This is a genomic window from Streptomyces sp. NPDC046900, assembly GCF_040644975.1.
In the GTDB taxonomy this organism is placed as follows: Bacteria; Actinomycetota; Actinomycetes; order Streptomycetales; family Streptomycetaceae; genus Streptomyces.
Map to the genome: position 1 here is coordinate 1 of NZ_JBEYXD010000143.1, position 14,126 is coordinate 14,126.

Genomic DNA, 14,126 nt, shown 5'->3' on the forward strand with positions numbered 1-14,126 from the left:
TGACCCTCGAAGAAGATCAGGATGATCAGAAGATCGCGAAGTGGGTCACCGTTCATCCGCCGATCAGCGGTCCGTTTTCACCCGTCGCCGAGACCTCGGAGATGGAGGCGTGGGCGCTGGAGCACGGGAAGGGAATCTGGTTCAGCCCTGCAGGCGACCTTTCTTGGCCAGACTTCGAGTTCGATCGACAGATCGAGGGGCCCAGCGCGCGGGCGATACCGTCGTGAACTGGGCCGTGTTCTTCAATACAGGGGACATCGCGGGATCCTCATGGGACGTCAATCCAGGAGAGATCTAGCACCACTGGTAGGTCGCCCCGCTTTGGATCGCAACTGACGGCTGTCGTGGCGAGTCAGCGGTAGCAGATGAGGGTGCAGGCGATGCTGGTGAAGGCCAGGAAGTGGCTGGCTTCAACGCCCTGCGTGACTTCCACCTCGAGGCAGCTCAGTGCCATCTTCTCGTCGTGCTCTGGTCAGACTGACCAGGCCCCCACCTCAGCCGCCCTACGGCGAGCACCTGGGGAAATGAATTACGTGATCGTCCACAGCCTGCCCGTGTGAACATCCTGCGCATCAGGACGGCTTTATCCCTTCCTGAAAATGATGGGGGTAGGGGTTGAGGTATCGGAACGCGTTACGGCCGCACCCGGGATTCGGGTGCGGCCCCATATATGCGGTCCATCTGGGCGATGCGGTCAGTCCTCCGAGGGGATGCGAGCGGCGATCTCCCGCGCCGGCCGGTCCGCCTCGGCGGACATCGGTCCGCCGGCCTGGGCAACCATCACCAGCAAGCGCAGCAGATCATGCGCCTCCAGAGGAGGGCCAGGCGCTCGATCGTGTGCTCGACCGGAGCGAAGTCGATCTCGTCGAGGTCGAGGTGATCGTAGGCGTGCATGAACGGGCAACGGCGTCGACTCCCGGTCGGTCACACGCCTGCGGTGACGAGAACAGCCTCGGCCGGCGAGGGCACCGGTTGGGCTGATGAGCGAAGTGTGGTCGTGAAGGGCGGTCCGCCTCTCGGCGAAAGGTTCCATGAGGCTTCAGCCGAATGATCGCCTTTATGGGCGACAGGTGAGGCCCAGGGACACTGCCCCTCACCATCACGCGTTGTACAACCATAGGCACCCGGCACATGATCCGCCCGCCGCGGTGCTGATCTGAGCGTCGTGTCTCAAGTCCTCGCTGCCCGTGCTGGGCCGCAAAGAGAGAAAGAGCCGTTAGGTGGAAATGCGAGGATATATCCTGGTCTGTTAGCCGCGGATTGTGAATCGCTGGTACCGGCGGCTGCCAGACGGAAGGCGAAGGGGGCTTGTGGAGGCTTGGTCCTCCCTTCAGGTCAGTGAGGGCTTCGCATGGTTCACCCCATGGGCCGGCACTCAGAATCTGGTGGCGGTGCCGGTGTACCCGCTCAGCCGGTGGTCGGACATCCGGGGGTATTCCGTGACCTGCTTCCCATGGCGGTATGGGCCAGCGATCACGACGGGCGTGTATGGCAGTGGGCGCTGGCCGCGGAGGATCTGCTGGGCTGGCGGGCCAGTGACATGCTGGGCCAGTACGGGATTTCCCTGCTGGTTCCGGAGTCCAACCGAGAACTGGCCCGGGAGCTCATTGCGCAGGCCCATGCGGGAGAGCCCGTGGTGGGGGCGTATCCGGTGCTGCACAGGGACGGGCATCTGGTCGAGATGGAGATGTGGATCTCTCCGATCCCCGATCCCCAGGGGCGACCTGGCACGCTGGTGATCGCCGCCGAGACCTCTGCCGTGCGGCGGATGCGGGACTCGCTGGCCGCCCTCGAGGGCCTGTTCGGCCAGTCGCCGATCGGCCTGGCGCTCTTTGATTGCGAGCTGCGTTTTGTGCGGGTCAACGATGCGCTGGCCGCCATGAACGGCCTGTCCCCGGCCGGGCATGTGGGCAAGCAGATCGGCGAGGTAGCGCCCGGCATCGACCATGTGGCAGCGGAGGCCTCCATGCGGCAGGTGCTCAAGACCGGCCGCGCCGTGGTCGACCTGCGGACCGGTCGCACTGCGGCCAGACCCGACCAGGACCGAATCTGGTCGTGTTCCTACGCCCCATTGACTGACAGCGACGGCGAGCCACTCGGCGTGATCGCCTCGGTCATCGACATCACCCAGGGGCAGGTCGACCACGTGCGGGCCGAGCAGGCGCGCCAGCGGTTCGCGCTGTTGGCTGAAGCCGGTGAGCGCATCGGCACCACCTTGGACCTTCGGCAGGCAGCTCAAGCACTGGCACAGATGCTCGTGCCCCAGCTCGCCGACACCGCCGAGGTGCTCCTGCTGGAGGCAGTGCTGGCCCCCGACGACGTCGGTGTATCCACGCATGGGCTGCTGCACTGCCTGGCCGTGGCAGGGCCCGGTTCTGCTGCACCGGCGCAGCGGTCCGCACTCGAGGTCACCTACCGTGTCCCTCCAGACTCGGTGTATTCGACTTCTCTCACCGAGGGGCGTCCCCGCACGGTGCCGCTGCCCCTCCCGGCGCTGAAGGCCGTGCCGGCCGGCCCGGGCTGCGGCCTGTTCGCCGCCAGTTCGCCGGGCTGGGCGCGCGTCATCCCGTTGTATGCCCGGGGCAAGGTGCTGGGTCTGGTGATCGCCACCCGCACCCGCAGTGAACCGTTCGACGAACAGGACACCGTGCTTATCGACGAGTTGGTGGCCAGGGCCGCTTTGAACTTCGACAACGCACGCCTGTATGCCAGCCGCCGCGAAGCGGCCCTCACCTTGCAACGCAGTTTCATCAAGCCGCTGCCCACCGTACCCGGGCTTGAGCTGGCCAGCGGCTACCTGCCCGCCAGCAGCGACAACGAAGTGGGCGGCGACTGGCTCGACGTGCTCACGCTTCCCGACAGCAAGACCGGCCTGATCATCGGGGACGTCATGGGCCACGGCATCCGAGCCGCAGCCGTCATGGGCCAACTACGCGTCGTGGCCCGCACCCTGGCCTGTCAGAACGTCCCACCGGGCCGCCTGCTGCACTACCTGGACAACACCGTCGCCGATCTCGGCGACTGCGAACTGGCCACCTGCGCCTACGCCGTCTACGACCCCGCCACGTCCAGCTGCCTGATCACCAGAGCGGGCCACCCTCCACCCGCCCTCGCCGACCCCCACGGCACGGTCAGATTCCTCGACGCCCCCTGCGGTGCCCCACTGGGCACCGGCCTGGACGATCCCTTCGACACCGAGCACGTGCCACTGCCACCGGGCACCCTCCTCGCCCTCTACACCGACGGACTCATCGAAAGCCACCACACCGACCTGGACCACGGCCTCAACCAGCTCGCCCGAGCACTGCGCAAACCGAACCGGACACTGGAGGAGACCCGCGACCGCCTCCTCACTCACCTACTCCTCACGCCCTCACAAGACGACGTCGCCGTTCTCCTCGCCCGGCCCCGCTACCGGTAGCTCATTGAACTGGGCGATAGCGCGGGTTGACGGCAAGGCGGGTTGGTCCTAGGGCCTGTTCCAGGTTCGGATCCGCGATGCGGCCGTCGGCCGCCGCGGTCCACAGGGTGGACCGCGTGGTGTCGCCCCGCGAGGTGCGCAGCACCATCGCCAGCAGCACGGTGCACAGAGCAGAGAGGATCGCAGCGGTGCCCTCGCCCTCGCGTCGCGCCTCACCGCGCATCAGGGCGCTCAGCATACGCAGCACCTCGTCGCTCTCGGCCGACTGCCCGAAGGAGACGTGCACCGGGTCGGGCAGGCTTGCGAACAGCAGCGAGCCCGTACCGGCGTCGAAGGTGTAGTGCCCGCAGAAAAGGTCGATGACGGGCTTGCCGCCGTGCTCGCTGCGCGTGGTCACGAACACGTCGTCGGCGGTCTCCGTCGTCCCCGTCGGGCCTGCTTCGCCGTCGGTGATCACCCGGTGCGGGCCGCCGCTCGGGATCATCACCACGTCTCCGGGGTGCAGGTCGAGCAGGACCGTGCCCACCTGCAACCGGCATGCGCCTTCCAGCAGCACGTGGAAGGGTGCCTCCAGCTCGCCGTATGCCGGCACGTCCATCCTGGTACCGGCTCCGAGCAGGCAGCGCTTGTCGAGGCCGGCCTCGAGGCGGGCCATGCGCAGCAGTCGGCTGACTGAGTCCATGATGAGACTTTCGGGCAGGAAAGCGAGACGATCGAGTCTAGTTGTACCAGTGGCCGCGCCGCAGACTCGAGACATGGAGATCACTACAGCGCTCACCGCGGATATTCTGGTCATCGGCTTCGGCAAGGGCGGCAAGACCGCCGCTCGTGTGCTCGCCGACGCCGGCCGCCGAGTGGTCCTGATCGAGCAGTCCGAGAACATGTATGGCGGGACCTGCCCGAACGTCGGCTGTGTACCGACCAAAATGCTCGTCCACTACGCGAACTCCAAGCGCCTCAAGGACGACGCGCAGGAGTTCTTCGCCCACTCGATCGCCGGCGTCCGCGCGCTGACCAGTGCCTTCCGCGCCGGCAACTTCGATGCGCTGAACGGCAAGGACACCGCGACGGTCATCACCGGCACGGCCCGGCTCGTCGATCCGCACACTGTCGCCGTCGGAGAGGGACCGGACATCATCACCGTCACCGCCTCCACGATCCTGGTCAACACCGGGTCCGAGCCGGTGATCCCCCCGATTCCCGGCCTCGCGAGCAGCTCCCACCTTGTCTCCAGCACGGAGCTCACCCGCACGCAGAACCTGCCCGAGCGGCTCGTCGTCCTGGGAGGCGGATACCTCGGCCTGGAGTTCGCGGGCATCTACCGGCACTTCGGCACCGAGGTCACGGTCCTCGAAGCAGCCGGCCGGCTCCTGCCACGGGAGGACGAGGACATCGCCCAGTCCGTCGAGGAGATCCTCACCGGCGATGGCATCCGCGTCATCACCGGCGCGAAGGTCACCGAGGTACGTGACAGCGGCGCCGTCTCGACGGTCATGTACGAGAAGGACGGGCGGACACACAGTGTCGAGGCCTCCGCGCTGCTGCCCGCCACCGGGCGCCGACCCGTCACGGACGGCCTCCGACTCGATGCCGCCGGCGTCCGGACTGCGCCGAACGGCGCGATCGTGGTGGACGAATACCTGCGCAGCAGCCAACCGCACATCTACGCACTCGGCGACGTCAACGGAGGCGAGCAGTTCACCTACATCTCCCTGGACGACGCGCGCATCGTCCTGGACCAGCTCCTGGGTGAGGGCAAGCGCACCACGAGTGACCGCAGGGCAGTGCCTCACACCCTGTTCATCACACCCCCGCTCGCCACCGTGGGACTGACCGAGAGCCAGGCGCGTGCGCAAGGACTCAACATCAAGGTCTCGCGGGAGAAGGTCGCGGACATCGTGGCCATGCCCCGCGCCTACACCGTCGAGGAGACCCGCGGCGTCATGAAGTTCGTCGTGGACTCGGACACCGACCTGATTCTCGGGGCCGCTCTGCTCAGCATCGACGCTCAGGAGATCATCAACACCGTCGCGCTCGCCATGCGGCACAACATCACGGCCACGCAGCTCCGCGACTCGATCTACACCCACCCGAGCTCGACCGAAGCCCTCAACGAGGTCTTCGACAAGGTCCTCTAACTAACCTACCTAGCTGTGCACGGCAGGCATCTACCCAGCCACAGCGTGCGACCAGGCCCAGGTCGCATGCCTCAACACCCTTCACGTGGCATCGACGGAAGCCCGCATCTGAGCGGGATGCAACTGCCATCCAACCATGAGACGAATAGGACAGGTCCAAAGAACGGCGGGAACCCGTGCATACGTCGAGGAAAGGCCCAACCCGCTGAGAGGGTGCAGAAGGAGGGGAAAGCCATCGCCCTCGCTCTGCGGCCGGAGCCAGTCGACGTTCGCGCGATCTACGACGTGCGCGCCAACGACGCCGACTGCCAGACGCAGCGCTCACCACCTCAATCACCCACGTGCTCGCACACCAGGCACCACGGCGCTCCTGACCGTTGTCCGGCTCAGTCCTCCTTGCGAACGAAGGCATGCCTCAACGCGGGAGCTGAACGAGATCGACCAGCCGTCCCGCCTTCCAGAAGAGACAAAGAACCATGCAGCAGAAGAACAGACCTTTCGAACTTGCCGATGTCCAGATGCGCGCGCGCGAACTCGCCGACGGCGTATACGCAGTCATGGCGACAGACGTCGACGACACCGACCACACCGCGACCAACGCCGGCTTCGTCGTGGGTGATTCGGGAGTGCTCGTGGTCGAATCCCTGAGCAACGGCCGTTTGGCGTCCCAGGTCATCGGCGAGGTGCGCAAAATGACCGCGCTGCCCATCCGGTTCTTGGTCAACACCAGTTTCCACGGCGATCATTGCTTCGGAAATTTCGCCTTTCCTGCGCAGACGGTGATCATTCACCATGAGGCGACCAAGCGTGTGATCGACGAGCGCTTCGAGCAGGACCGCGCCTTCATGATCGACTTGCTCGGCGCGGACGCCGGCATCGAGGAGGCGGTAGCCCGCTCAGCGGACGTTACGGTCTCCGGGTCGTGCTCCGTAGACCTGGGGGGCAAGCATGTGGACATCGAGCACATCGGCTACGCCCAGACCGACGGCGACCTGGTCGTCCGCATACGCGAAGACAACATCGTCTTCGTCGGGAACATGCTGCAGGCGCCGCCCCCGGCATACCCCTGGCTGTTGGAGGGGCGGGCCGACGAGGCGCTCGTCACCTACCGGCGCCTGCATGACATCCTCGACGATGACACCCTGATCGTGCCGGGCCACGGCCGGACTATGCGCCGTGCAGACATCCTGCACTCGATCACCTACCTCGAGAAGCTGACCAGCCTGGCACGGGACGCGCAAAACAAGGGATTGTCAGCCGCTCAGGTCCGCGAAGCGCTCGCGATGAAGGAATACAGCGACTACAGCATGTACGAATTCATCCACTTCCAGGTCAACATCCCCGCAGTGCTGAACGCGAAATGAGCAGCGTGCGCACAACCGCGGCACTGAGAAGTGAGGCGTCCCCCGGAGTGTGGACATGGGGGTTCATGCTGCGAGTGTGAGTTTACGTGCTCTCTGCTGTTGTTGTTCGAATTCGACTGGCGAGAGGTAGTTGAGGGCGCTGTGGCGCCTGCCGGCGTTGTAGTAAGTGAGCCACTGGAAGATCTCCAGCCTCGCCTGACGCATCGTGAAGAACAGCCTCTGGTGCATCGTCTCCCTCTTGAGTCCCTGCCAGAACGACTCGGCGAAGGCGTTGTCGTAGCTCGAGCCGACCCGGCCCATACTCCTGCGGATCCCGAAACCGTCGCAGACCTGCGCGAACGCGGCCGATGCGTACTGCGAGCCCCTGTCCGCATGGAAGATCACCCCGTCCACGTGGCCGCCGCAGGTCGCCACGGCCATCGTCAGGGCGTCGATGGCCAGTTCCGTGCGCATGTGAGTGGCCATCGACCAGCCGAGCACTCGGCGGGAGCAGATGTCGATGACGCAGGCGAGATACAGCCACGTCCCGCCGGCCTGCACGTATGTGATGTCGCCGCACCACTTCTCGTTCAACTGCCTGGCGGAGAAGTTGCGTTGGACGAGATCCAGGGCCGGTGGTGCAAGCCGGTCGGGGACCGTGGTGCGCTTGCGGCGCCGTAGGTGCCGGCCCTCGATACCGTGCCGGCGCATCAGGCGCTCGACCCGCTTGCGGTTGATGGTGTGCCCGAAGCCGCGCAGCTCCGCAATGGTGCGCCGGACTCCGTAGGTGCCCTTGTGCTCGGTATGGATCTCGCGGATCTCCACGAGCAGGGCGTCGTCGGCGGCCTGCCGCTCTCGACGGGCCTTCGCGCCGGCGAGCCACCGGTGGTAGCCCGAGCGCGAGACCTCAAGGACCCGGCATATCCGCTGAACGCCGAAGACTTCTGCGTGGGCGGAGACGAAGTCCCAGCATGGGGTATCCCCTGCTCGCAGAGCTTGGGGAGGGGTCTTCACTTCATCTCCTTCGCGAAATAGGCGGCTGCCCGACGCAGGATCTCCCGCTCGAGTTCCCATTCCTTCTCTGCCTTGCGCAGCCGGCCGTTCTCCGCGCGCAGCCGGGCCAGTTCCTCGTCCCGTCTCTCCGCGCCCTGCTCGCCGCGGCCGTGATCGCGGCCCGCCTGTTCGTCGGCCTGGCGCACCCAGCTCCGCAGGGTCTCACCGGTCACCCCGACATCCGCCGCGACCGCCGCATACGTGCGCTTCCCGCCCGCCGCACGGTACAGCGCGACAGCATCGTTCCTGAACTCCACCGGATACGGAGACCTACGTCCCACCAGGACACCTTCCCTCGGATCTGCAAGATCCATTGTCAGAGTGTCCACACCACGGGGGTCGCCTCAGATCGCTGCTCCACCACTTGGCGGGACAGCATCGAACTGACGCCGGCACGACGGAGCCCCGGCTCGATCCCCCGCGGCCGGGACTACGTCGTCAAGGACTCGCACACAGTCACCAACACGCCCCGACGGAGCCCATCTTCAGCCGAATTAGCGCCGTTTGCGCTTTTTCGCGGAGCGCTTGGCTGCCGGGCGCTTCCGTTGGGAGTTGGGCTTCGCCTTGCGCGGATGGCTGGTGAGCGCGGCATTCCTGTCGCTGCGGTATGCCCGCCAGGCGTGGCGGGCTGCTTCGGCGATGGCGGGGTCAGGGTGGTGGGTGAGCTGTTGTGCGAGGAAGGCGGATTGGTACGGGTCTGCGTCCGCGAGTGCGGTGAGCAGGGGCGGGCCGCCGCCGGGCCAGTCGGCCGCGGCCTTGTCGAAGGCCGCGTGTACCTGGACCGGCAGCTCCGGTTCGTGCTGCTCGGGAGCGGCGGTCAGGCGGTGGGTGAGAGAGGCCGCTTGGCGCACTGCTTCGAGTTCGTCGACCAGGAGCACCGCGCGGGCTGCGGAGGGCACCGCGGAGGCGTCGGGCGTCAGGCCTCGCTCGCGCAGGGCGCGTTCCGCGTAGCCGCCGAGCACCGGGTCGGCCAGCTGGGCGTGCAGTGCATGCGCGGGTGCGGCCGTCAGGTCGAGCAGGCCGAGCAGCGCGCGCCGGTCGGCGGCGTCCGGCCCAGGACGGGTGGCGGCGAGCGCGGCCAGCAGTGCGGGCCAGCCGTCGGCGCCGCGTTCGGTCAGCCAGTCGCCGAGCACCTGACGGGCCGCGGCCGGCGGCCAGTGCTGAGCAGCGGCCACCAGCCGGTCCGCAGCCCAGGTGCGCACCTGTGGCTGGGTGGGGAAGGCGCCGTCGTCGGCCCCGCTGGCGCCCAGGAGGAGAGCGTCGCGCAGCAGGGCCGAGCCGAGTGGGGTGAGGGTGAGCGCGTCGCCGGTGCGCTCGGCGATGCCGAGTCCGGCCAGCCGGTCCATGACGCGTGCCAGGCGGGCGGCGGCCGGCTGCAGGTCGTCGCGGTCCGCCTCGTTCAGTGCGGGGATGCCGGTGACCGCGGACAGGGCCTCGGGAGCGGGGAGTTCATACGGACCGGTGGCCGGGACGGACGCATCGGGGGCGGCCTGGTGCCCCAGCGGAACGATCCACAGCTCCTCCTGTGCGGCCTGCCGGGCTACCGACTGGGCCACCCCGGCCTGCTGGTAGAGGAAGTAGAGCGGGCCGAGGTGTTCGCCGGGGAACTCCTCGGCGGTTTCCTCGTCTGTGGCCAGCTGCGCCAGCAGCGCGCCCAGGAGGTCCAGGGCGAGCCCGGCCAGCTCGGCAGGCCCGCCGTGCTGCCATACCTCGGCGGTCGGCCCCGGGATGGGTGCGCCGTGCGCGTCGACGGTCAGGAAGCTGCTGTCCAGCGCCAGCTCACGCACCTGCTCATCCGCGGTGTCCGGGTTGGCGGCTGCCTGCGCGAGGGCCTGCGGCAGCGGCGCGGCGCGCAGTTGGGCGGCCTGCTCTTCGGGGGAGGCTGGCAGGGGCGGTGGAGGTAGCGGGGAAGGCTTTGAGCCGAACGTCTCGAGGTGCTGGGTGGCCAATTCGCCGACGATGCCGAGCAGCGGCGCGGGGCTGCGGCCGCCGGGTGCCAGGTGCGCGTACGGGCCGCGCAGCAGGGCGTCGAGCCCAGCTGCCGTCCAGCGGTCCGAGAGCACGCTGGCCTGGGCGTCGTACCAGGCGTCCTCCTGCTCCTCCGGGACGTCCGGCTCGCCTTGCGGGGCGTCGGGGATCAGCGGCGCCTGACCGGATGGGGGCCGCACCTGCTCGCCCAGGGCCACGGCCTGCAGACGCCCGGCAAGCAGGGAGCGGGCCTGCCGGGAGCGTTCTCCAGTCAGCGCGCGTAGCCAGCCGGCTGCGGCGAGCGGGCCGTCCGCGACGGCGAGGCCGAGCGCCGTCTGCCGCTGTGCATACGGGCGGGCGGCGAACGCCTCCAGCCAGGCGCGCACGGCCCGCGCGTCGGCGGCCTCCACGCCCTCGGCCCGCAGCAGGTTGCCGTACAGCCGCGCCCAGGTGACGCGCTGCGGGCTGGTCATCATCTGAGCGAAGCCCTCCGCCAGCTCCTGCACCCGGGCCACCAGCCTGGCGTGCCGTTTGGCGTTGAGCCTGCCCGCTTCATGGGTACGGTCGGCGAGCGCGACCACCGCAGACGAAAAGCCGGGCAGCTCGGCCTCGGTTGCGCTCACGTACAGCGGCAGCAGGGTGTGCAGCAGCTCCTCCACCAGCTCCTCAGTAGGCTCCGGCAAGCCGGGCCGGCAGCGCGCCCCGCTCAGCGCGAGCAGGCCGAGCACAGCCTCGGCGGCACGTGCATCGAGCGGAGTGCCGCGCCGCTCGGCCCAGGCGAGAAAGGACGCAAGGTCAAGTCGCAGAGGTGTAGGGGTGCTCACCCGGGCAGCGTAGCGGCACAGCACAGCAGCCCGTGCCGCAAGAAGCCCGCTTCACCCGCACCAAGTGGTGCACCGCAGCGGACGGAGCCGGCCGTCTATCTCGGCCATCTTCTGGTGGAACCTCGCCGACATGCTCCCGGTCTTGAGACGCTGCACCTGCTGCAGTTCGTCTCCGACGACGGCTACCGGCGCATGATCGGCAAGCAGCTCAACCTCACCGAGGCCCCGGCACCGCCCGGCCCGGCGGATCTTCTTCGGCCAGCGCGGCGAGCTGCGCCAGCACTACCGCGAGGGCATGGACCAGCTTGGGGCGCTGGGACTGGCGCTGAACGCTGTGGAACAGCGTCTCTGATCAGCTGAGCGATCCTGAGTGGGATTGAGTTTCCGGGATCGTTTCCCACCGGGGTGGGGAGGCGTGGGCGTGAAGGTGGAATCCCGCGCCGAGTGCCGTTCCTCGTGGCCGGTGGCCGGTGGTGGGTGTGCTGATCGTGTTCACGCCCTGGTGTCGGTGGGCTGCGCGGGGCAGCCGGGTCCGGTCCGTGTGAGCGTGTCCCTCCGGACGCTGGCCGGCAGGACCGCGAGGCCGTGCCGGGGAGGGTGCCCTGCGTCGCCTGGGCGCGGGGCGTGGGGAACGACGCCGGGTGGAGCCGGTCTTGGTCCGGTCCTTCCGGCTGGTCTTGGCAGTCGGTGTGACGACCGCGTTCGCTTCCAGGTTGTCGAGGACCGTCCGGATCACCATGTGGCCGCTGGCGCGGTCGGAAACGGTCGTGGCCTGGTGGGCCAGGCCGCGGGCTGCGATACGGCGCCAGGCACCGTGGTCGCGGTCGCCCTGCCAACCGCAGTCCTGGTGGGGGCAGATGGCCCATTTCCATCCCGGGATGGTGGGCTGGTCGGGGGCTTTGCGGTGCCGCAGCGGGGTCAGGCAGTGCGGGCACAGTTTGGAGGTGTTGCGGGCTGGAACCGTGACGACGGCGATGCCCTGTTCGGTGGCGAGGTGCCGCATGCGGTCGGCGATCTGTCCGCGGACCTGCTGGGACAGGCGGGTGTTCAGGGTGCGGCCCATGCCCCCCGCTTCCATCGACCGCAGATCCTCGACATAGACCACCGTGGCCCCGGCCGCGATGGCCTGGTCGACGGCCCACCTGGCGGCAGCCCACGCGAGCGCGTCGTTGAGGTTCGACCGGCGGTTGGACACGTGCTGGATCTCGCTGCGCAGCACGTCCAGCTTGGGGGCACGCTGGTGGTCGTCGTGGCCTGCGATCAGCCGTTCATACTGGTCGGCCTTGGTGTGCAGTCGCTCCGAGAGGCGGCGCAGGCGGTGCTGCTTGGCGAGCACACCGGCGGCCCGGAACTGGGCGCCGGCACCGAGCGCGGTGATCCGCCCGGCACCGTTCAGTTGCACGGCGCCCGCGCTGAGGAGCGTGTTCAGGCCCCAGTCCACGCCGAGCGCCACCGTATGACCGGTGCGGTGGGCCTTGGGGACGGCGTGGGTGTAGGCCAGGTCAGCGCGCACGGTGTCACCCGCGAGGCGAAGGGTGGGAAGGTGGAGCACCGCCGCTGCGGGGACCGTCGGCGGCAGCGCGATGGGGCAGGCCACCCATGTCCAGTCCCGGTAAGTGGCCGGGTCGGGGCGGGTGGGCAGCTGAAGCCGTAGCAGCGCCTGCCCGGTGTCGGTTTCGGAGCGTTCGATCGTGGCCTGCTGCCCGTCGCACGCGGCGAGCAGCAGCAGGCGCGCCACCTTCGGGGCGCCTTCGAGTTCGAACACGTCCACGGGCAGACGGCCGTTGGCCTTGAGATACGTGACCACCTGCCGGGTGCGGGCCTTGATGATGCTGGACGGCAGATGCTCCCCGCCACAGATCGCCGCCCGAACCTGATCCCACTCTCTCGGGGTGCGCTTGCTCGGATCGGCCGGCCACGTCGCCAGCACCCCCAAAACCACATCGGCGCGCCACTTCACCGAGCGCAGCGCCCGCCCGGCCTGCTCCTGGGCCATGCGCACGATCCGGTCGTTGACCTTCACGCCCTCGGGCGGGGCGGCACTCCAGCCCAGACGGCGCAGCGCCATCCACGCCTTCGACGGCAGTTTCCGGCCGCCCGCGTCGACGCCGGAGGCCAGCACTTCAACATCGCTGGTATTGCAGTGTTCGTCCAGCAGGGCGGCGGCCATGTTGGACACGAGGTCCGCGCACCAGCCGACGCGTAACGTCACGTCGGACGGCGACAGGCGTTCGCCGGTCTTCTCGTCCACGCCTGTGCGCACAAGGGTGCGGGCGCACGCGGTGCGGGAGGTCTTGCCCTTACCGATCGGCAGCTTTCGACTCACGCGGCGCGCCCTGCGTCGCACTGGGCCGACTCGGCCAGCAGGCGACGCCGGTTCTCAGCCGACCGCATCCCATACAGGCGGCCGGCGAACATGGTGACCAGCGACACGAAGTCCCCAAGGAGTTCGTCCCGGCTGCCGAGCTTCTTCGGGTGCAGCACCTCAAGACTCGCGCCGTACACAGACAGCAGGTGCTTGAGCCAGCCGCCACCAAACCGGGCGAGCCGGTCCTCGTGCGTGACCCGCACGACGGTCACCGAGCCGTCAGCAACGGCCCGCAGGAGCCGACTCAGACCGGGCCGGTCCTCCCGCAGGCCAGAGGCCCGGTCACGGAAGACCTTGACGATCTCCCCGGTGGAGGTGGCCCGCAGCTCCTTCTCCTGCGCCTGAAGCAAGGATTCCTGCCCGTGGGAGCCGGACACGCGCACGTACAGGCCCTCCAGGCGGACACGCTCGCCACCAGTGGAGACCTTCATCGCCTCCACATCGATCGAGGAGAACCGGCGCTCACGCCCGACCCAAGTCACTGGAATCTTCCCCGAGTCAGCCCAAAGACGAAGCGTCACGGGGTGAACACCCAAACGTTTGGCGGCCTTTGAGAGTCGAAGAAGTTCCACACGATCACCGTACGATCACTGAGGAACTCTAAGCAAATTGATGAGCCTCTACCTGGACCGGGCGGCCAAGCAGCTCGCCGCGGACGGCTTCCCCGTGACCGACGACCTGCTGACGCGCTTGTCGCCGCTCCAGTTCGACCACATCAACTCCTGGGCTGCTACGCCTTCTTCCGCCCGGCCGAAGCCGGCCGCAGGCCGCTGCGGGGGCCGTCTGCGGGCGAGGAGGACGGTGAGTTGTAAGTCTCGGTTCGCGCCCGGGCTGGGCAGTTCGGCCGACCGGTGGGTCTGGATCGATGAGCTGCTGTACCGGGCTACCGGCTCACGGCCGGGAACCGCGCACAAGACGACCACACTTGCGTGGCTCTCACCGGTCCACGCCTCCCATCACCGGGTCGATGCTCGCCACCGCGACGATGACGTCCGCGACCTGCCCGCCCTC

The 14,126-nt window shown here is 68.3% G+C and carries 11 protein-coding genes and 1 pseudogene; 5 read left to right on the forward strand and 7 right to left on the reverse strand.

The window, feature by feature from the left end; genetic code table 11:
- Nucleotides 1-227, forward strand: a 227-nt coding sequence (locus tag ABZ904_RS48075) for a hypothetical protein (protein WP_361830468.1), incomplete at its 5' end; no start/stop codon positions are given.
- A gap of 467 nt (nucleotides 228-694) precedes the next feature.
- Here the strand turns inward: ABZ904_RS48075 and ABZ904_RS48080 are convergent.
- A complete protein-coding gene (locus ABZ904_RS48080; protein WP_361005330.1) occupies nucleotides 695-781 on the reverse strand; it encodes a DUF6417 family protein in 87 nt (28 codons plus the stop codon).
- Nucleotides 781-894, reverse strand: a complete 114-nt coding sequence (locus tag ABZ904_RS48085; protein WP_361005327.1) for a DUF6417 family protein — start codon at nucleotides 892-894, stop codon at nucleotides 781-783. Before ABZ904_RS48085 ends, ABZ904_RS48080 begins: the two co-directional genes overlap by 1 nt.
- A gap of 559 nt (nucleotides 895-1,453) precedes the next feature.
- Between ABZ904_RS48085 and ABZ904_RS48090 the strand changes: the two genes are divergently transcribed.
- Nucleotides 1,454-3,421 carry a SpoIIE family protein phosphatase gene (locus tag ABZ904_RS48090; RefSeq protein WP_361005324.1) on the forward strand — a complete coding sequence of 656 codons (1,968 nt, stop codon included), beginning with the start codon at nucleotides 1,454-1,456 and terminating at the stop codon, nucleotides 3,419-3,421.
- A gap of 1 nt (nucleotide 3,422) precedes the next feature.
- Here the strand turns inward: ABZ904_RS48090 and ABZ904_RS48095 are convergent, their stop codons facing one another.
- Nucleotides 3,423-4,103, reverse strand: a complete 681-nt coding sequence (locus ABZ904_RS48095; RefSeq protein WP_361005322.1) for a cupin domain-containing protein — start codon at nucleotides 4,101-4,103, stop codon at nucleotides 3,423-3,425.
- Between the two features lie 73 nt (nucleotides 4,104-4,176).
- Here ABZ904_RS48095 and ABZ904_RS48100 point away from each other — a divergent pair, with 73 nt between their 5' ends.
- A complete protein-coding gene (locus tag ABZ904_RS48100) occupies nucleotides 4,177-5,559 on the forward strand; it encodes an FAD-dependent oxidoreductase (RefSeq protein ID WP_361830471.1) in 1,383 nt (460 codons plus the stop codon).
- A 476-nt stretch (nucleotides 5,560-6,035) separates the two neighbouring features.
- A complete protein-coding gene (locus ABZ904_RS48105; protein ID WP_361005318.1) occupies nucleotides 6,036-6,923 on the forward strand; it encodes an MBL fold metallo-hydrolase in 888 nt (295 codons plus the stop codon).
- Between the two features lie 63 nt (nucleotides 6,924-6,986).
- Here ABZ904_RS48105 and ABZ904_RS48110 read toward each other — a convergent pair.
- Nucleotides 6,987-8,236, reverse strand: a protein-coding gene (locus tag ABZ904_RS48110) for an IS3 family transposase (RefSeq protein WP_361005315.1) whose coding sequence is annotated in 2 segments (ribosomal slippage) — nucleotides 6,987-7,981 and nucleotides 7,981-8,236 — 1,251 coding nt in all. Because the reading frame shifts where the segments join, the coding sequence is not laid out codon by codon here.
- A gap of 213 nt (nucleotides 8,237-8,449) precedes the next feature.
- Complete coding sequence (locus ABZ904_RS48115; RefSeq protein ID WP_361005313.1) at nucleotides 8,450-10,747, reverse strand: hypothetical protein; 2,298 nt, start codon at nucleotides 10,745-10,747, stop codon at nucleotides 8,450-8,452.
- 144 nt (nucleotides 10,748-10,891) lie between these two features.
- On the opposite strand from ABZ904_RS48115, the pseudogene ABZ904_RS48120 reads away from it, so the two are divergent.
- Nucleotides 10,892-11,084 (forward strand): annotated as a pseudogene (locus ABZ904_RS48120) (Tn3 family transposase); the annotation flags it as partial.
- A gap of 15 nt (nucleotides 11,085-11,099) precedes the next feature.
- On the opposite strand, the gene ABZ904_RS48125 reads toward ABZ904_RS48120, so the two are convergent.
- A complete protein-coding gene (locus ABZ904_RS48125) occupies nucleotides 11,100-13,073 on the reverse strand; it encodes a zinc ribbon domain-containing protein (RefSeq protein ID WP_361830474.1) in 1,974 nt (657 codons plus the stop codon).
- Nucleotides 13,070-13,687, reverse strand: coding sequence for an IS607 family transposase (locus tag ABZ904_RS48130; RefSeq protein WP_361830476.1), 618 nt, complete (start codon nucleotides 13,685-13,687; stop codon nucleotides 13,070-13,072). The genes ABZ904_RS48125 and ABZ904_RS48130 overlap by 4 nt, the downstream gene beginning before the upstream one ends.
- Nucleotides 13,688-14,126: the final 439 nt, after the last annotated feature.

Excerpts from the sequence above, each read along its gene's own strand:
- ABZ904_RS48080 (WP_361005330.1), bottom strand. The coding sequence starts at position 781 with ATGGTTGCCCAGGCCGGCGGACCGATGTCCGCCGAGGCGGACCGGCCG.
- ABZ904_RS48085 (WP_361005327.1), bottom strand. The coding sequence starts at position 894 with ATGCACGCCTACGATCACCTCGACCTCGACGAGATCGACTTCGCTCCG.
- ABZ904_RS48090 (WP_361005324.1), top strand. The coding sequence starts at position 1,454 with ATGGCGGTATGGGCCAGCGATCACGACGGGCGTGTATGGCAGTGGGCG.
- ABZ904_RS48095 (WP_361005322.1), bottom strand. The coding sequence starts at position 4,103 with ATGGACTCAGTCAGCCGACTGCTGCGCATGGCCCGCCTCGAGGCCGGC.
- ABZ904_RS48100 (WP_361830471.1), top strand. The coding sequence starts at position 4,177 with ATGGAGATCACTACAGCGCTCACCGCGGATATTCTGGTCATCGGCTTC.
- ABZ904_RS48105 (WP_361005318.1), top strand. The coding sequence starts at position 6,036 with ATGCAGCAGAAGAACAGACCTTTCGAACTTGCCGATGTCCAGATGCGC.